Raw genomic sequence first — 19016 nt, 5'->3', positions numbered from 1 at the left:
ATTTTTTTACTCCTTTAAACCTGTTTGCATAAAGCCTTATTCATCATCTTTTACTCAATACAAAATGTTACTGCTTCACCTTTCTCTAATTCAAATTCAATCCCATTACTTAGACTGATTGTTTGAGACTTATTCAAACTCATTTTAATCTCTTTTCCTTCTAAAAAACTAGGAAAATAAATTAAAATTTTTGTTCTCCTATTTGCCTTCACCACTCCGTTCAACCAAGGTTTTTTTTGATTCCACTCTACTGCTATTACTCCATCACAAAAATGGAAATCCTTAAAGGTGCCTTGTTCCCATTCATTAGGTAATGCTGGTAATACTTTTAATATCTTTTGATCTGCATACAATAACATCTCCTGAATAGCTGCCACTATACCTAAATTAGCATCTAATTGTACTGGTGCGATATCTTCAAATTCTCGCGACATGTCTAATGTCATCCCCATCTTTCGCCAGTCATTGTGAAGAGTAAAAAGGCTATTCGTTAAACAGGAACGCGTAAGATGATTAAGGCATAAAAGTGCCTCATTACCTCGTCCTAACCTTGCGTTTATGCAAGCCATAAAAGCTAAAGACCAACCTGATTGCCCTCCTAGTATCCTTAAGTCTACTGCTTTTTCAAAAGCCTTGCCTAGAAGGGTATCTCTCTCGTTTACCATTTCTCTACCTGGAAAAATGGGATAACAATGTGAAAGATGGCGATGGTAATAAAAGTCTTCTAATTCTTTTGTCATCCATTCTTTGATAGCTCCCTCTTCATTAACTTGATAATCGGGAAAATGTTTTAGCATCTCTTTACATCGAATAACTCTTTCTTGGTAATCTGGTAAGTTTTCACATAAATCAATGAAATGGTTTAAAAACTCTTTAATAATAGCAAAATCCATTGTTGCATTTTTAGCAGTAGGATTAGCATGACTCATATGCTTGAATGATTTTTTATTTAAATTACCTGGTGTATTTTCAGGGGATACCGAAGGATAAATTGTATAATCTCCCTTTTCATCTAGCACCATAAAGGCCTCATAGAAAGCTAAGGCTTCTAGCATAAAAGGTAAGATGTACTTATGAAGTGCTTCTTTATCTAAAGTATACCTATAGTATTCATAAAAATGAGCTGCAATCCAACCTGCTCCACTAATCCAATTAGTAATTACAGGGACAACCTGATTAGCAAGACCATAACCTGGTGTAGAACCTGCCGACATATAAATTCCTGGAAGCCCAAATATCTTTTTTGCATTTTCTCTAAAATCTTCCATTAAATTTATATAATAAGTTATAAGTGCTTTCATTGTTTCACTATATCCACCCACGAGAGCTTGCCAATACATCATTTGAATATTAATATTGGCCATATGATGACTCCATAAAAGTTCATACCGTCCTCCCCAGAGTCCATACAAATTAAAAGGCTGTGTATCCTTGCGAGTACCTGATATAAAAAGGTAACGCCCATAATGCCATAGTTTTTCTATTAGTAGTAACGAGCTTCCCTCACTATAGGCTTCTAAAAGTAATTCTTCATTACTTCTTTGCATAGGCTTGTTTTCACAAAGTGTAAGAGAAGCAGAATGAAACAATGCTTTATGTAACTTAGCATGCTTACTTAAAAGTACATTATACACTTTATCCAGTTGCTTTAAATGCTCAACAGCCTCACAGTATGCCCTTTCTCTTTTTGTGCAAGCAAATACCTTAAGAGCTATAGTTATTTCCCTTGCTTTTGTAATCACAAGTTTATCTTGCATAACTACAACTTCTCCATCACAACTTAAAATATTCCCTACAATACCATAATCCTTACCATCCTCATTTGTTGCTGCATAATACAGTACTTGGTCTTTAACCTCACACTCTAAACTATCTTTTATTTGTTCTAATTTTTTAGTGTAGTCATCATATCCAGTCTCGTGCATCTGTAACCATAAATCAGCTCCTAAAATAGGCTTACTTGCTTTAATCTGATAAATAATTACCTCATCTGCTCGAGACACAAAAGCTCGACGTTCATAATTAATCTTATCACCTATCCAACTTACTACAATCTCTCCGGTCTCCATATTTAATTCACGTCTATAGTTTTTAAAAATACCCTCTTGATGCATACGTATCTTAAAATCACCTACTGGACAAGGTTTATATAGCTCTGCAACATAGCCTTGATTATGTAATGCTGCAGAAGAGATAGCGTTTGCTTCTAGATATTTGCCTTGATCAATAAGTTCTCTTGTCTGTTTTAAGCTTCCACTTACATCGGGTAAAGCACTTCTCTTTCCCCAATGCCATAACTCACAATGGTTAATGAGCACTGTTTCCTCTTTTACCCCTCCATATACAGAAATACCTATCTCTCCATTGCCTGCTGGAAAAGCATCTTTCCAACTGTCTTTGTACCAAGTAGCAGGCATTTTTCCTATCAAACTATATTTATAGGGATCAGCTTTTTTCATACTCACATAATCCTCCTATCTTGATAATGGCACCACCCTCAGTACTATTTTGAATTTCAAAAATAGTACGTTCTTTATAAATCATCTTTAACCTAGCGTATACATTCATTAAAGCTTTATCTTTTGTTTCCAATTTAACACCATATTGATTATTGGTTAAAACAGCATCAATGTTTTCTTTTACTATCCTGATCTCTTCAAGAGCCGATAGCTTAAATCCTCCACCATTATCTTTTATAATAATATACCATGTACTTTCTTCCCTATAGCATTGTATCGATATAAAAAATGGTGGTCTTACTGTATAAAAGGCATGTGTAAAACAATTTTCAATAAGAGGTTGTAAAATAAGCTTAGGAATAACTACGTCACTAACTACTTCATAATCTTCCATGTGATACTGCAATTCCTCTAAGTAACGCCATTTCATAAAATCCAAATAGTTCTTGATAGTAATCATTTCTGCACCTATAGTACTTTCTGCCCCATCACTTGAAGCATATCGGAACAAATCACTTAACTGACTACACATGCTCTGTACCTTATCGCTATTGGCTTCTTGCCCTGCTGCGCTAATCGCCATTAGTGAGTTATACAAAAAATGAGGATTAATTTGTGCTTGTAAGGCACTTAACTTCGCCCGATACTCAGCCGAATGAGCTAATGCTAAAGAATTAGCAGAAGCTTGAAGAGCCTCAAGAACATCTTCAAATCGATTTTTAAGAAGTTCTATTTCATTATTTGTATAGGTATTATCTTCTAATTGAATATTCTCTATAGTAATCCCACTTAATGCTTCTCTTAAATCTCTAATTGGTAAGGTTAGCTTACGTGTAGTAATAAAAATAGCTAATATTCCTATAATAGTAAAAACAATACCTAGAAGAGTAATCAAGGTAATCATGTTCCTCACTGGTTCTACATAAATCTTATAAGGTTGTATTGTTAAAATACTCCAATTACAACTTTGCAACTTCCTTCTACAAATAACCTCTTTTTTTCCTTCATATCCTATTAACTTAATTGGCTCTTCATCTAAATCTTCCATAATCTGTGCATAGTACTTTACCTTTAACTGCTCTACTTCGTTATAAGGATAAACTAACGTTTGATAATCCTCATCAATAATTAAAACTTGCATTTCTTTATTATTTTCATTACTTTCTTCAAAAATTTTTTCTAGTTTATTATAGTCATTACTTACTTCAATAGTAGCAATGTTTTCTTTTGTATAATATGTAGCAGTTAAGGGTCTTACTAATGAAAAAACCAGTTTTGATGTATTGGCTCCACTCCATTTATCTAAATGTGGCGGTAATACATTATAATAGGCATTAGTCTTTACTATCTCCTCTTCATTTTGAGTATTTAATGTCTCATAAATATAATCATTATTTAAAATATCTACATTATAACTAATAAACATATTGGGTTTACGATAAATATTAATTCGACTTACTCCGTTTTGCGCAATATTAATAGAGCAACACTCTACTTGTACCTTTCTACGTTCTTCTAAATGTCGGGAAAAATAATTAAATTTCTTATCTGTAGAAGCAATCGCTTCCATAAATACACTTTGAATAGTTGCATTTCCTACAATTTGTGTAGAAATAACATTCATATCTTTAATAAGCTGCTCTACTTTTGTTGTATAGGCTTCTGTGGTTTCTATGGCTAATGCCTTACTATTTGCCATCATATTTTGATAAATATATATACTTACTCCTACAAAAATCATAAAAATTGAAAAAAGAAAAAGCATTGCTATAATAAAAAACAACCTCCCTTGAAAGTGTAATTTTTTTAGCATCTGCTCTTTCTCCTCTTCTTTATTTATGTTTTAACCTTTAACTGCTCCTGCTGTCATACCAGAAACTATGTATTTTTGTCCAAATAAGTAAATGATTAGTAAGGGTGTTATGGTAATAATAATATCTGCAAATATTAAATTCCAAGATTTTAAGTAACCACCATAAAAATTATAAACAGTCAATGGAAGGGCCCACTTATTTCCATTAGCAAAGAACATCGGAATCATTACATCGTTCCATGCCCCAATAAAAGATAAAATAAAAACAGTCATAGTTACTGGCTTTAACAATGGAAAAATAATAGAAAAAAATAAACGGAGTGAGCCACATCCATCAATAATAGCTGCCTCGTCTAATTCACGTGGTATAGATTTAATAAAACCTGTATAAAGGAAAACAGACATGGGTAACCCATAAGTAGTAAAGATTAAAATAATTCCTGCATATGTATTTAATAAATTTAAAGCATTTAAAACCAGATAGGTTGGAATAAAAGCTACAGGTACAATTAATCCCATGATAAAACTATAAAAAATAATATCATAAAGTTTTCCTTTTTTTCTTGCTAGTATAAAGGCACAACAAGAAGCAGCTAAAATGATAATCACCACAGAACCTGTTGCTTCTATTATACCATTCATAAAGGCCCTAGCAATCCCTCCTTCTCGAATTACTTGAAAGTAATTCCCCAAATGAATTACACCCTTTTCCGGTAATCCAATACCCATCATATTTGCATTGGCTGAATCTTTTATTGAATTAATAAATACCATCCATATAGGTAGAATATAGATGAGGCTGAATAGAAACATAATAAATTTAGGCAATAAATTCATCATTCTTTTTATCATTAAAATTCAACCTCCTTTTTTCTCATCACTACTAAAATTATACCTGCTACTACCATAACCATTAGCATAAATACAAGTCCCACTGCTGCTGAATAGCCGTAATGCCCATTTGAAAAACTTTTAAACAAAAAGGTTCCCATAACTTGTGTTGCATTATTCGGTCCACCATTAGTCGTTCCATAAACTTGAGCAAATACTTTAAGACCAGAAATAATACTATAAATAAACGTAATAGTAAAAGATTGCATCATGAGTGGAATAGTAATAAAGCGCAACTCTTGCCACCTGCTAGCTCCATCTATTTTAGCCGCTTCATAATAATCTTGTGAAATAGACTGTATTCCTGCAACAAATACTACCATACTAAAGCCAGACCATTGCCATATTTCCATTGCTGCTATAGATGTCATCGCATATTTAGTATCTACTAACCATCCCTTAGCTAATACCTCTAATCCTACCGCATTTAAGAACTGATTGAGAATTCCTGTTGTAGGATTGTAAATAGAAACAAATATAATACTAACTACAATTCCACTAATTGTTACAGGTAGAAACATAACCGTTCTCAAATAAGTATTATACTTAGAAGCTTTTGTAACCATTAAAGCCATTCCAAAACCTATTAAATTTTTAAAAATCACAGTGATAATTGCAAAATAAAAAGTATTATTTACTGCATTCCAAAAAATTTTTTCATTAAAAAGCCTTACAAAGTTATCTATTCCATTAAAGTTAAAATCATCAAAAAAGTAGACATTCCAGTCAGTGAAGGCTAATATTAAACCACTTATATTAGGAATAATAAAAAATATGGTATAGATGAGGACGGCTGGTAACATTAACCATTTTGTATAAATTTCTGTACTTTTTTTCATATCCGCTCTCCTATTTCAAACTTATTTTAAAAACCTTCTACACGCTTTGCAGCAGCATCCTCTGAGTATTTATTATACCACTCAGTAAGAGCTCCCTTTGCTGTTTGTCCTGCAAACATAGATTGCACTCTCAAATCAAAATCTCCAAAAAACGGATTAAGTTTAGGTTTTCCATTATAAAGTGCATTACACCAGTCACCGTAAGAAGGTAAAGTTGTTGCCAACCCTTGCACTTCACTATTCCATGGACTCATATCAAGGTCAAATCCTAAATTCACATAAGGTGAAGCACCTGGTGAAAGCTCATAGTATGTAGATAGAACAGGCTCTGTAATGCAAATATCAACAAATTTCTTAGCAAGTTCTAAGTTTTTGCTGTTTTTGGATACTGCAATACATCTACTAGAACGATTTGCCATAACAAATGCATCCTCTGCATTATCCCACATTGGTGTAACAGTAAGACCTACATTATCAATTAGCTCAGGATATTCTGTTTTAATTTCACCATATGCTCCATCCGTTACAGCATAAAAAGCAGCTTCCCCATTGGCAATAGCTTTTTTGCCCATATCATGTGTAGCAGATAAATGATCTTCATTGATATATCCTAACTCTTTTAAAGAAAGTACATTACTCCAGATTTTTTCAATTTCAGGTACATCTTGTGGCTTAATCTGATTCGTAATAAGTTGATCTACCAGATCCCCTTTCATCAAAGTCGTCGTAAATGATGATAAAAGTAAAATTTGCGCTGTCCAGTTTTCTTGAGCCGAAACATACACAGGAGTTACACCTATAGCTTTAATCTTTTCACAAGCTGCTATAAATTCTTCATAATTAGCAATAGGGACTTGTATACCTGCCTTTTTTAATACTTCCTTATTATAGGCTAAACCAAAATTGCTTTCAGCACCAAATGGGGCAAAAACAGTTTTTCCATCTGCTGGGCTAATTGTAAATTGTTTGGTCGCATCCGAAATTTTTTCTACCCAACTACCATTTAGCTCTGCAAATTCTGTATAAGGTAAATCAGATAAGGAGTAAGAACAAAAAATAATATCATCTAGATTGCCTGTAGCTCCCTTAGTATTTAAAACATTTAAAAATTGATCTGCTGGAAAAATGCTGTATTCAAGGTTGACATCTAATAGCTCTGCCGCTTTATCTAATGCTGTTTTAGTTGCTACTCCTCCTCCATCATCTGAACCAATCATAACTGTTAAGGTTTCCTTATTCGCTTTTTCTTTTGCTTTTTCCTCTGTCTTATTTGTTTCCTGAGTAGTTGTTAAGGAAGTACTATCATTTTTGCCCATATCTACTGAACAAGCTGTCATTGATAAAGTTATAGCACCTAACAAGATACTACTTGTAATATTCTTGCATAATTTCTTTAACATAATCATCTCTCCTTTTTTGTTGGTAAGATTAGTGTACCAAGTTTGTCTGCTCATAAAAATGGAGTATCTTTTTATTAGGATGGATTATATTTTTATAATAGACTGTATTATTTTTAAATAGAATCTATATAATTGTTAATTTTTCTTACTCATACTATAATAAAGTTAACAATACTATAACTCACTATAATGTCGGAGGGTAATAATGTTTCGTGTATTAGTCATAGATGATGAACCTTATTTAAGAAAAAATATCATTACAAGCATCCAAAAAGCCAATCCTCAATTTCAAGTTATTGCTGAAGCTGGTGATGGGCTACAAGCTTTAGAACTTATTAAAGATTTACAACCTGACGTTATTTTTCTAGATATTCGCATGCCTTTAATGGATGGAATAACATTACTTGAAGAACTCCAGTCACTTTCCAGTATTCCTATTTGTGTTATCCTAAGTGGCTACTCTGAGTTTGAATATGCTAAAAAGGCTTTACGTTATCAAGTACTTGACTATATCTTAAAACCTATCCATCAAGAAAAACTAGAAATACTTTTAAAAGAAATTCAAGAACGCTTACTCTCTTCTCAGTTAACTAAACAATATAATTATCTGCTACATGTTTTTCGCGGAGTTTCTTTAACTATTAAAACTGAGGAGATTCATTCTATTTTTTCTTCTTTTACTTATTTTTATAGTGTTTATCTCAGTGCAGGGTCTTATGTTTGTAGTAAAAATAATCAATTTAATCCTATTGATGATTTTTGGTCCAACTACCATTTAGACCAACTCTTTACTCGTTATATCCAATCTCCTCATCAAGCTTGGTTTATTACAGGTGAGAATCCTAATGAACACTTTATTATTCTTGGTATAGATACAGAAGTGCCCCATTATCTAAATGCCCTAACTAATGAACTTCTAGACCTATCTCACCAACTCCCCTATCCGCTTACTGTTATTAAAGGTAAAACCTCATCTAGCCTCAGTGAATTAAAAAATGACTTAATCGACCTTAAATATGCATCTATCCTTCTAACTCGATATGGTACAACCTCCTTCTCTTCTTGTACTGAACAATTAACTTTAACATTAGAAGATATAGGCTACTCTCATTCTCAACATAAAATACTATGTGCTTTAAATAAGACACATCCTACGATAGATTTCTTAAGAGAAGTTAACCAATTATTTGATCAATGCAAACAAAAAAAATGTCCCCAAGTTTTGCTTCAAACATTAGCTAAACAACTTTTACTCATTGTGACAAACAATAAACATAGTATCAGTAATGAGGAGCGAGTAGATGAGCTAATTACTAATACTTATTGTTATGAAGACTTTAAATCTCATTTTGGTGAACTTATTCTTGAACTCTCAGCTTCTCCCTTACAAGAGAATTTAATAGATACTATTGCAGATATAAAAACCTATATAGATAATCATTTTACAGAACAATTATCATTAGATAGCATTAGCAAAAAATTTCATGTGAGTTCTTCTTATTTTAGTGTCCTGTTTAAGAAAAATTATGCTATATCTCCTAATGAGTATATTATTAACAAGCGTATTGAAAAAGCTAAAAATCTCCTTTTAATTTTTCCACCACTAAGCATAAAAAACATCTCTAATATGGTAGGCTATACTGATCCTTATTATTTCAGTCGTCTCTTTAAAATGACTTCTGGTATGACACCCTCCAATTATCGCGCACAAATATTTTCTAAAGAATAGCCTTCTGTTTTTAAATCTCACCATACAAATCCTCTATTTCTAAATTCCAAATTTTTCACTCATCATTTTTATTAAAAGGGTTATACTAACTCAGTAAGCTTTTAATTTTCAATTTAGAAAGGAGATTTCTTATGAAAAAGAATCCAAGTATCAAATGCAGCGTACAACAATGTCAATACCATGCTTGTAGTGAAAACTATTGTACACTTGATTCCATTCAAGTAGGTACTCATGAACTTAATCCTACAAAAGTAGAATGTACGGATTGTAAATCTTTTGAGCTTAAATAGTCCAATATAAAAAAGACGAGTAAAAAAGAAGATCTTGCTTCTCCTTTACTCGTCTTTTTCTTAGTAAATATAACCATACGGATTAATGGGATTTCCATTTTTACGAATTTCAAAATGAAGATGGTTGCCTGTGGACATCCCTGTATTACCTACTCCTGCAATATTTTCACCTTTACTTACTTGATCACCTGTACGTACGTAGAGACTGCTGTTGTGCGCATAATAAGTTTTATAACCATTGCCATGATCAATGATAATCATTTTTCCATAGCCACCTGAATTATAAGAAGCATAAATTACTTTTCCTGCTGCTGCCGCATAAATAGGCGTTCCTGCTGGTGCTGCTATATCTATTCCTTTATGATACTCAGAACCACGATAGCCATAGCTTGAGCTAATTCTACCCTTGCCATTTAAAGGATGCATAAATAAGCCTGCAGGTGCCTTTACTGACTCACTTGCTCCATTTTTGGGTCTTGCTTTCGTTCCATAAAGAATGACTTTCGTTACAGGCTCCTCTAACACCTTTTCAGCTAACGTTTCACGACTTATTTCTTTTCCATTCACACTTTTATAAAGAACAGTCATTTCTTTTTTCCCATCAGCACCTTCTACTTTTACCTTTGTCTGATCCTTATAGAGGTCATCAGATGGTTCATATTCAATTTCCATAGGAATCATTTCTTTGTAAGTTACTGTTTCTGTCATAGCTAAAGAAACAACTGGATCAGGTACTTCTAGTTTGATAATTTCCCCTATTTGCATACAAGTTTCATCTTCTATCTGAGGATTAATTTCTAAAATATGTTCCATGGTGGTACCATTTGCCATAGCAATATCCCAAATATTATCGCCTTCTTTTAATTCGTATTCCACAATTTCATCTGTATTAGATAATAGGACATTACGTGCTTCTTCTTCTGTTTGAATGTCACTTGCTTCTACATAAATATTCATTACTTCAATAGCTTCATTAAAATCAAAAGCATCTAATTGACGTTGAACATAAGACTTTTCTTGCTCTTCTACATGTGCTTCTGGATTTTCTTCAATGTTACCTACATGGATTTCTTCAACAACTTGTGGTGCTTTAGATGCACCTTCTATCTCTATGAGTTCTTGTTTTTCCCCTCCCATAGGTTCTACCGGAGTTTCCATACTTCTGATATTTGCTACTTGTACTTCTTCATTTATCTGAGTTGTTAAAGTCGCTTTTTTAGTTGCTGGCAACTGTCTTGTAGCAATATCCTCCAAAATACGCATGGCTACTTCTTTACTTTCTACAATAACCTTCTGTTTACCGTCTACTTGAATGGCATAGGCCTGTATTTGATAACTAATCGCTTTATTAATAGCTTCAGCTGCCCCTTCTACTGTAGAAATAGCTTTGCTCTTTTTATTCACTTGCTCAATAGCAAGCGTTTCATTAAGTGTAATATCTACCCCTTCTTCATCTTTGATGGTAGCTACTACATTTTCTACTACACTTTTAGCTATTTCTTTTTCTTTTACGATAGCCACTACTTCACCATTTACAGAAATAGCATAGGCATTACTACGCATTCCTAGTGCACCAAAGGAAATCCCACAAATAGTAAGGGCAACAGCAATTTTTGCTCCTTTTTTATGGGATATAGCTTCTTTATTATTCCAATGCTTATGTACATAAGTTTTCACTTTGTCTTTCAGTGCTTTAAACTGAGTAATCATTTTGTCAACACCTTCTTTAGTTAATTCCAGTTATTCTTACTAACTGACTATTTTCTCTATTTATGTTTTTTTGATTAAGATTTATTACGTATTTATTACAATCCGTTAAATTATACCAAATGCTTTCCCATTTGTAAAGTCATAGATTCTCCTCTCAAACACTAAGAAAGCTCCCACTTAAGGAAGCTTCTACGTTAAAGTAGCTTCCCTAAATGAGAGCTTTCTTAGTGCTACTCATCTGCTTACTTTTCTTTTTTAGAACTTTTAGTTTGCTTTTACATTTTTTAGATACTCATAGGCTTCATTGATTTGACGAATCTTTTCATTTGCAAACTTCACATAATCTCCTGGCATACTTTCAGCTGCTAGTTTATCAGGATGATATTCTTTTACCAGCTTACGATAAGCTTTCTTAACCTCTGCCATAGGAGCTTCTTCACTCACTCCTAATACTTCAGAATATTTTTTAAGGAGATTCTCCTTATTTTGTCCAAAATCATAGCCTTGATGACTCCCTTGATTATACCCCCTATTTCCTTGGTAATATGAATAGGATTCCTGATAAGTAAATGAGTTTTTAATACTCTTATACTCGTATTCAGAAACACCCAATTCAAGGATAATTTTACGGATTTGTATATCTTCCTTAGATGACACTTCACCATCCTGCATAGCAATGGCCACTAAAAGATAGGCGATAGAAATCATCACATCACGACGATTATAAAAATCTCTTATGATCTGCGTAAAGATCTGATACTCTTCTGGATGGCTCTTCCCATAGTCAAAGGAACTTGCATAGGCATTAAGCTCCGTTCCTGTGATACCAAACTGACGTGAAATAAACTTCTTAAGAAGATCAATCTCTTGTCTTGTAATAGCTCCATCAGATTTAGCTACAATAGCCGCTAAAGCCATAATAGATGCAATAACGGGATTTTTCCCTCTAAAAGCTTCTTCTTGTTTTAAATGCGATGGGATGCTTGGATAGTGTTTTGGCAAAAGGAAGAGAATCAAAACCGTCCAAGGAAATATAAGAACGGCCATTCCCCAAAGCCAAGGATTCCTATGTTTATAGACAGCCACCATTACTGCTAAAACTGTCAAAACTAATCTAAAAACTAAAGTTACAAGTCCAACACTTAGTCCAATAATGGCTTGTAATAGTGCGAATATAAGATTCATCTTAGTACCTCTCACTTCATTTGTTCGGATGTTTTCTTTTGCATTTTATGCGTCCATTTTATCACATTCCTTATGTATCTACAATGAAGATAAAGAGTTATTTTTTATTTTACCCATCAAGCCGAGACATCACTTCTTTTTCAAAAAACTTTCTAGCAGTTGCACCAGATACACTATATACCTCACTATTATCTATCTTAACAGCTACTGCTTCTGCACATTTACCTAGACAAAATACAGCTTGCAACTTAACCTTTTCAAAAAGCTCATATTCCTCAATCATTTGTTGAAATACATTAATCACATTGTAGGACCCTTTAATGTGACAGGCACTTCCAATACACACCTTTAATTGAATCATGACTTCTGCCCCTTTCCCTTATATTCCACATGGAGAAGTTCATGTACCTTACCTTTAAGCAATCCTTGGTATAAGGAGAGTATAACTGGATTTTCTTCTGCACGTTTGATACTACTCATACGATCGGTTTCATAAAGTCCCTGCCCCCTCTTAGCTTTTTGCTCACGGTCTGCAAAGGGTTGACCTGCTCCACCAATACATCCTCCAGGACAAGCCATTACCTCTATAAGGTCATAATGCTTTTCACCACTTTTTATTTGTTGGATTAAAACCTCGGCATTAGCAAGCCCACTTACTACTGCAATATGCAAAGTTTGTTCCCCAAATGGTATACTCGTTTCTTTAACACCTTCCATACCACGTACCCCCTTAAAAGCTAAAGTACGTAACATATTAATGGATTTATCATCTGCCACACGACGAATAACCGCTTCTGTTACACCTCCCGTTACTCCAAAGATAACACCTGCTCCACTTGGTGCTCCAAAAGGCATATCGACAGCCTCAGGTTCCATCTCATCAAATACAAGTCCCGACTCTCTGACCATTTGTATGAGTTCTTGCGTAGTTAAAACATAATCCACATAAGGAGTACCCTCTACTTTAAATTCATCACGAGCTGCTTCTGCCTTTTTGGCTGTACATGGCATAATAGCTACAACAACAACACGTTTATTGGAATGTTTATAGTGTTCCTTTAATACAGCACCAAACATCTCCATAGGGGATCGACAAGTTGATATGTTTTGTAGAAGATCTGGATGTTTATTCTCAGCGTATTTAATCCAAGCTGGACAACAAGAAGTAAAGAGTGGTAATCTCTCATTTTTTTCTAAACGCTTTAAAAATTCATTGGTTTCTTCAAGAACAGTTAAGTCTGCTCCTGTAGAAGTATCAAAAATCTCATTAAAGCCCATACGTCTTAAAACAGCTACTATTTTCCCCATTACATTCTTACCATTTTTTTGCCCAAGAGCTTCATCAATAGCTACACGTACTGCTGGTGCAATTTGTACCACCACCTTGGCTTGTGGATCACCTAGCTCCTTCCAAATACTTGCCGTGTCATTTTTCACTACAATAGCACCTGTGGGACAGACTGCTGCACATTGCCCACAGCCTACACAATTAGATTTTGCCATACATTGGTGGAAGGCTGTACCAATGCGCATTTCTGAACCACGATGGACAAAATCAATGGCTCCTACATTTTGTACTTCATCACACATACGTACACAATCTCCACACAGGATACATTTTGTTTCATCTCTTACAATACAACAGGAAGAAGTATCCATTGGAAGGTCTTTTTTAGTATTTTCAAAGCGTACCTCTTTAATACCAAAACGCATTGCCAATTCTTGCAGTTTACATGTACCACTTTTTTCACAGGTCGTACAATCTCTACAATGATTTGCTAAAATAAGTTCCAAAATCATCTTACGATATTTACGTAATCTTGGGGTATTTGTATAGACCTCCATACCTGCCTTAGGAATGGTTGAGCAAGAGGCTTCAATCCCTCCCCATTTGTTTTCTACCACACACAATCTACAAGCACCGTAAACAGAGAGCTCTGAGTAATAGCAAAAAGTAGGTAAATCAATACCTGCTTTACGAATAAGCTCCAATACATTTTTTTCCCCCTGAATCTCAACTGGGATATCATCAATCATCATAAACTCTGCTCTCATGGTTTAATCCTCCTTTATGGCTTTAAAGGCACATGCACTGATACATGAACCACATTTTATACACTTATTAGGGTCAATAACAAAAGGCTCTTTCACTTTGCCATGAATAGCATCCACCGGACAAAGACGTGAACATTTCGAACATCCCTTACAAAGTGCAGGGTCTATGGTAATTTGTTTAAGTTTTTGACAGTTTTTAGCTGGGCAACGTTTTTCTAAAATATGTGCCTCATACTCCTCTTTAAAATTCTTAATTGTACTCACAACAGGAAATGCAGCTGTTTTACCTAAACCACAAAGAGCTGTAGAAGAAATGGTATCAGCAAGCTCTAAAAGCTTCTCTATATCTTCTGGTTCTCCTTTTCCTTCTACCATACGTTCAAGAATTTCAAGCATACGCTTAGTGCCTTCACGACAAGGCACACATTTACCACATGATTCGTTCTGAGTAAAGTTCATAAAGAAACGAGCAACTTCTACCATGCATGTATTTTCATCCATGACTACAAGACCACCTGAACCAATCATTGCCCCTGCTTTTTTTAGTGCATCAAAGTCTAAAGGTAAATCTAAATCTTTGGTAGTTAAGCACCCCCCCGATGGTCCACCGATTTGAACAGCCTTAAAACCAGCTCCTCCACGCATACCTCCACCAATATCAAAAATAACTTCCCTTAAACTTGTTCCCATAGGTACTTCAATAAGGCCTGTATTTTCTATATTACCTGTTAAAGCAAATGCCTTTGTACCTGGACTGTTTTCTGGACCAATATTTTTATACCACTGGGCCCCATTTAAAATAACAAGTGGTACATTGGCAAAGGTTTCTACATTATTAAGTACAGTAGGCTTCTCAAAAAGACCTTGTTCTACAGTACGAGGAGGTTTTACACGAGGCATTCCTCTTTTCCCTTCGATAGAAGCTGTTAAAGCACTTCCTTCACCACAAACAAAGGCTCCTGCTCCACGGTTAATATGAATATCAAAGTCAAAGCCTGTTCCTAATATATTTTTACCTAAAAGACCATAGGCGTGAGCCTGTGCAATTGCTTTACAAAGTCTCTCAATGGCAAGTGGGTATTCTGCTCGTACATAGATATAGCCTTCTTGTGCACCACATGCCCTCGCGGCAATCATCATCCCCTCTAGCATACGGTGAGGATCTCCTTCCATTATGCTTCGATCCATAAAAGCACCTGGGTCTCCTTCATCTCCATTACATACGATGTATTTAACAGGCTCCTTTTGGCGTCTTACCTGCGACCATTTACGACCAGCTGGAAAGCCTCCTCCTCCACGTCCTCTTAAGTTGGAAAGCTCTATTTCTTTGATAATTGCTTCTTCTTCCATATCAAAAAGAGCTTTTTCTAAAGCTTTATACCCTCCTACGCTTAAATATTCCTCTAACGAGGTAGCATCAATATGCCCACAATGTTCAAGCACAAGACGGGTTTGTTTCTTATAGAAAGGGATTTCTTCTTGTGTTTGATAGACTTTGCCATCTTTATGGTAGGCTAAGCGTTCAATGCACTCACCTTTTAAAATAGTCTTATCAATAATTTCCTGACAATCTTCTGGTTTTACTTTAATGTATAAAAACCCCCAAGGTTCAATACGTACCAAAGGCCCCATTTCACAAAAACCATGACAGCCGCTTTGTTTAAGTCCCACAGATTTATCATGTGGTTCTTTTTCTAAAGTGACAAAGCAGTTAACCCCTTGTGCTTCCATTCGCCTTAAAAATTCCTGGTGAATTTCTTTTGCACCTCCTGCAATACAACCTGTTCCTGAACAAATGAGTATTTTAACCTTTTGCATTTGGGTAGCTTTTTGATAAATTTCTCTTAAATTCACTAAATCACTTCTCATTTTCAGCATGTTTGACTTCCTCCCTTAACTCATTTAAAAGTGCAATTGTCTTATCAGGTGTCATGGCACCATACACTTTATCATTAACGGTTACAACAGGTGCCAGTCCGCAGGCTCCTAAGCAAGAAACCGTTTCTACCGTAAATAACAAATCATCTGTTGTTATTTTTTCTTTACTTAGTTTGAGTTCTTTATATAATGTCTCTAAAATGGGAATAGACTTTCGCACATGGCAGGCTGTTCCATCACAAATTTTTATGATATATCTCCCTTTAGCTTCTAATGAGAAATTCTCATAAAAGGTTGCTACTCCATAGATTTTAGCTGTACTCATATCTAGTTTTTCAGCTAAATAAGAAAAAACCTCCTTGGGTATGTACCTATACTTTTCTTGAATATCCTGCAAAATACTAATGATGCTGCTTTTGTTTCTTCCATTTTTATCTAGGATTTCTTCTAATACATGGGTTTCCACTACTTGCTCCATAATATCCTCCTTATTTGCTTTAACTTCATTTTATATGCTTTTTGTAAAAAATTTAACGTTAATTAATTAACAAACACTATACTCATTATGCAATTCAAAGTTTTTAAAGTCAATATGTTTTAAATTATTTGTCATATATACCTTTAAAATTAGCAGTTTAACACAAAAAAAGACCACATAACTCGTCATTTAATACAATTAAAAAACAAGCATTCTATCAACGAATACTTATTTCTTGTATTAATGATTTGTTTTGTGGTCGTTTCTTACCCTTTATTTTCTTCTATTTTGTTAATAAAAAAACACCTTAAATTTATATGCCAAAAGTTCCTATACAGCCATCAACTAAACGTACAATGACAACAGAAGCTTGAATATCCTTTTCAATTGAGTCTACTGCTCCACACTCTCTTAGTTTCTCAAGCACCTCATCATCACTAAACATGATTTCTTCCATTTCACCTTCTAATACAAAAAAATCTTCTGGCTCAAAGTCTTTTAGAGACAGACTTAACTCTTCTTCTACCTGTCGTAATAGCTCTGTAAATTGTTCAAATAAACTCATCTTACTAATCCTTTCACTAACCATTATATATTGCCTTTTATGACTATAGCACACCCCTTACCTTATAGCAATATGAATTTATGACTTTTTCATTGCTGCTTCCGTCATTTGGGAAGCTGAGCTATCTTTTACTGTTATGACTTCATTTCCTTCTAATTTTAATACCTTAAAAGTTAATTCACAATCCAAGCAAACAGCCTTATAACTTGATATTTTACTTGAAATCCGAACTAACCTTTCACCACAACTTGAACAATAATTTAGTGTCATCTCATTCACTCCTCTTACTTGTTGATCCTTTTTAATCTATAAATGTTACAACTTTCTCTAACGGTTTTCGTGGTGGTTGTGGAGGTGTTTGATCTACCGGCACGCCACATGCAATCATGGCCATTAAACCGTAGTTTTCTTTGCTAAATCCAACACATTCCTCGATTTCTCTTTTAGAATGAGTGGGGCCTGTCATGTAGCATGTCCCATAACCCATATTAGCTGCAGCCAATAGGAAATTTTCCACTGCAGCCCCTATGCCTTGTGCACCTGATTGAGGAGCTAAAAGCTCTTCAATTATAGACGCATCTACTTGACTTTCTCTTAATATTTCTTCTTCTACCATCTCATAGGGTTTAGCATAAACTAAAATAACAGTAGGCGCCCCCGTAAAACAGGTATAATACTTTAAGAAACGCATATATTGACGTTGCTCTTCTTCCGTTCTTGCTAAGTGTGCCAGTCGTGTATGATTACGTTCTACAATCTCTCCTAGTTTATGAATCATTTCTTTATTTTCAATGACTACAAAATGCCAGTTTTGCTGATGCTTAGGCGAAGGAGCAAAGGTAGCCGCTTTTAAACAAGCTTCAATTACCTCTCGTGGTACAGCTTCCTTCTTAAATTGACGTATACTTTTGCGTTTATAAATAAATTCCAATTGTTCCATTTTTGTCCCTCTGTTTTTCTTTGTTATTTTTAGTTTACTCTAACTGCTTTTTACTACTTTTCTTGCTCTAATGAAAAGGGTTCTTTATAATCCCTTGCCCTTTTAATAAGTTTTTCATAAATAGGTAAAATCTGTGGTTCCTTACAGTAAACAGATAACTCACTTACCCCAAGCCATCTTACACCACTATTTTCTGCCTCATTCATTTGTAAAAGCTGATTTTCCTCTGCAATGAGAATATAAGCTACTGATAAATGCAAATGTGTACTCACATAACTTCCTTTTTTCATATGTCCCCAAACAGGTAATATATCCAGTGAAGCAATCTCCTTTACAAGTGGCCTAACTATCTTAATGCCTGTTTCCTCTCTTGCTTCCCTAAGTGCTACTGCCAACAAGTCAGCTTCACCATCTGCATGTCCACCTGTCCAAGCCCATGATTTATAAATATTATGATGTGCCATCAGCACCTTATCTAACGCAGGATTCATAATAAAACCCGAGCTTGTTAAATGTGCCCATTCATTCTCTCTTTTTAAAATCGTATTAGGAAACTGTTTTATATAATCAAGTATGAGACGTTGGTCATTTTTCTCTTGCTCATTTTTTGCGATATAATTTTTTATTTCTTGCTTAAAATCCATTGAAATCCCCTCTTAGTAAACAGGATACTTTCTTTCATCTTATTCTTATCCTAAAAAATCTTTTTTATCTAAAACTTTTATCCTTCTTCTCTATAAGTATAGCTCGCTTTTGGTGTTTTGCAAACCTCTTCTATGAAGGA

The 19016-nt window shown here is 34.4% G+C and carries 17 protein-coding genes; 2 read left to right on the top strand and 15 right to left on the bottom strand.

Annotation, left to right across the window (positions count from 1 at the left end; translation table 11 throughout):
- Positions 1–50: 50 nt before the first annotated feature.
- Genes CS063_RS01940 through CS063_RS01920 form a run of 5 tightly spaced genes read right to left on the bottom strand, consistent with a single transcriptional unit; the run spans position 51 to position 7402 of the window.
- A complete protein-coding gene (locus tag CS063_RS01940; RefSeq protein WP_099448029.1) occupies positions 51–2459 on the bottom strand; it encodes a glycosyl hydrolase family 95 catalytic domain-containing protein in 2409 nt (802 codons plus the stop codon).
- Positions 2446–4272, bottom strand: coding sequence for a sensor histidine kinase (locus CS063_RS01935; RefSeq protein ID WP_099448028.1), 1827 nt, complete (start codon positions 4270–4272; stop codon positions 2446–2448). The genes CS063_RS01940 and CS063_RS01935 overlap by 14 nt, the downstream gene beginning before the upstream one ends.
- A 30-nt stretch (positions 4273–4302) precedes the next feature.
- Positions 4303–5124: a carbohydrate ABC transporter permease gene (locus tag CS063_RS01930; RefSeq protein ID WP_099448027.1), complete on the bottom strand. Its 822-nt coding sequence runs from the start codon at positions 5122–5124 to the stop codon at positions 4303–4305.
- Entirely contained in the window at positions 5124–6002 is an 879-nt protein-coding gene (locus CS063_RS01925) for a carbohydrate ABC transporter permease (protein ID WP_099448026.1), read from the bottom strand. Before CS063_RS01925 ends, CS063_RS01930 begins: the two co-directional genes overlap by 1 nt.
- Before the next feature lie 26 nt (positions 6003–6028).
- Complete coding sequence (locus CS063_RS01920) at positions 6029–7402, bottom strand: ABC transporter substrate-binding protein (RefSeq protein ID WP_180270641.1); 1374 nt, start codon at positions 7400–7402, stop codon at positions 6029–6031.
- 205 nt (positions 7403–7607) lie between these two features.
- On the opposite strand from CS063_RS01920, the gene CS063_RS01915 reads away from it, so the two are divergent.
- A complete protein-coding gene (locus CS063_RS01915) occupies positions 7608–9131 on the top strand; it encodes a response regulator transcription factor (RefSeq protein ID WP_099448024.1) in 1524 nt (507 codons plus the stop codon).
- A gap of 131 nt (positions 9132–9262) precedes the next feature.
- Complete coding sequence (locus tag CS063_RS01910; protein ID WP_099448023.1) at positions 9263–9421, top strand: DUF1540 domain-containing protein; 159 nt, start codon at positions 9263–9265, stop codon at positions 9419–9421.
- A 60-nt stretch (positions 9422–9481) separates the two neighbouring features.
- Here the strand turns inward: CS063_RS01910 and CS063_RS01905 are convergent, their stop codons facing one another.
- From CS063_RS01905 to CS063_RS01860, 10 genes are all read right to left on the bottom strand, one after another.
- Entirely contained in the window at positions 9482–11131 is a 1650-nt protein-coding gene (locus CS063_RS01905) for a M23 family metallopeptidase (RefSeq protein WP_099448022.1), read from the bottom strand.
- Positions 11132–11395: 264 nt separating this feature from the next.
- Positions 11396–12316: a TerB family tellurite resistance protein gene (locus CS063_RS01900; protein WP_099448021.1), complete on the bottom strand. Its 921-nt coding sequence runs from the start codon at positions 12314–12316 to the stop codon at positions 11396–11398.
- A 109-nt stretch (positions 12317–12425) separates the two neighbouring features.
- On the bottom strand, positions 12426–12677 hold the full coding sequence (locus CS063_RS01895; RefSeq protein WP_099448020.1) for a (2Fe-2S) ferredoxin domain-containing protein: 252 nt from the start codon (positions 12675–12677) through the stop codon (positions 12426–12428).
- A complete protein-coding gene (locus CS063_RS01890) occupies positions 12674–14371 on the bottom strand; it encodes a [FeFe] hydrogenase, group A (RefSeq protein ID WP_099448019.1) in 1698 nt (565 codons plus the stop codon). The genes CS063_RS01895 and CS063_RS01890 overlap by 4 nt, the downstream gene beginning before the upstream one ends.
- A gap of 3 nt (positions 14372–14374) precedes the next feature.
- Positions 14375–16249 (bottom strand): NADH-quinone oxidoreductase subunit NuoF, encoded by a 1875-nt coding sequence (nuoF, locus tag CS063_RS01885; RefSeq protein WP_099448018.1) that lies wholly within the window; start codon positions 16247–16249, stop codon positions 14375–14377.
- Positions 16230–16727 (bottom strand): complex I 24 kDa subunit family protein, encoded by a 498-nt coding sequence (locus CS063_RS01880; protein WP_099448017.1) that lies wholly within the window; start codon positions 16725–16727, stop codon positions 16230–16232. Before CS063_RS01880 ends, nuoF begins: the two co-directional genes overlap by 20 nt.
- A gap of 313 nt (positions 16728–17040) precedes the next feature.
- Positions 17041–17292, bottom strand: coding sequence for a hypothetical protein (locus CS063_RS01875; RefSeq protein ID WP_143452426.1), 252 nt, complete (start codon positions 17290–17292; stop codon positions 17041–17043).
- A gap of 78 nt (positions 17293–17370) precedes the next feature.
- Positions 17371–17562: a hypothetical protein gene (locus CS063_RS01870; RefSeq protein WP_099448015.1), complete on the bottom strand. Its 192-nt coding sequence runs from the start codon at positions 17560–17562 to the stop codon at positions 17371–17373.
- Positions 17563–17593: 31 nt separating this feature from the next.
- Positions 17594–18232 carry a nitroreductase family protein gene (locus tag CS063_RS01865; RefSeq protein WP_099448014.1) on the bottom strand — a complete coding sequence of 213 codons (639 nt, stop codon included), beginning with the start codon at positions 18230–18232 and terminating at the stop codon, positions 17594–17596.
- Positions 18233–18285: 53 nt separating this feature from the next.
- On the bottom strand, positions 18286–18876 hold the full coding sequence (locus CS063_RS01860; RefSeq protein ID WP_099448013.1) for an NUDIX hydrolase: 591 nt from the start codon (positions 18874–18876) through the stop codon (positions 18286–18288).
- Positions 18877–19016 lie beyond the last annotated feature (140 nt).

This window comes from Sporanaerobium hydrogeniformans, from assembly GCF_002735925.1.
GTDB lineage: Bacteria > Bacillota > Clostridia > Lachnospirales > Cellulosilyticaceae > Sporanaerobium > Sporanaerobium hydrogeniformans.
Note: the sequence above shows the minus strand (reverse complement) of the source record. Positions and strands in the feature narration are given on the sequence as shown.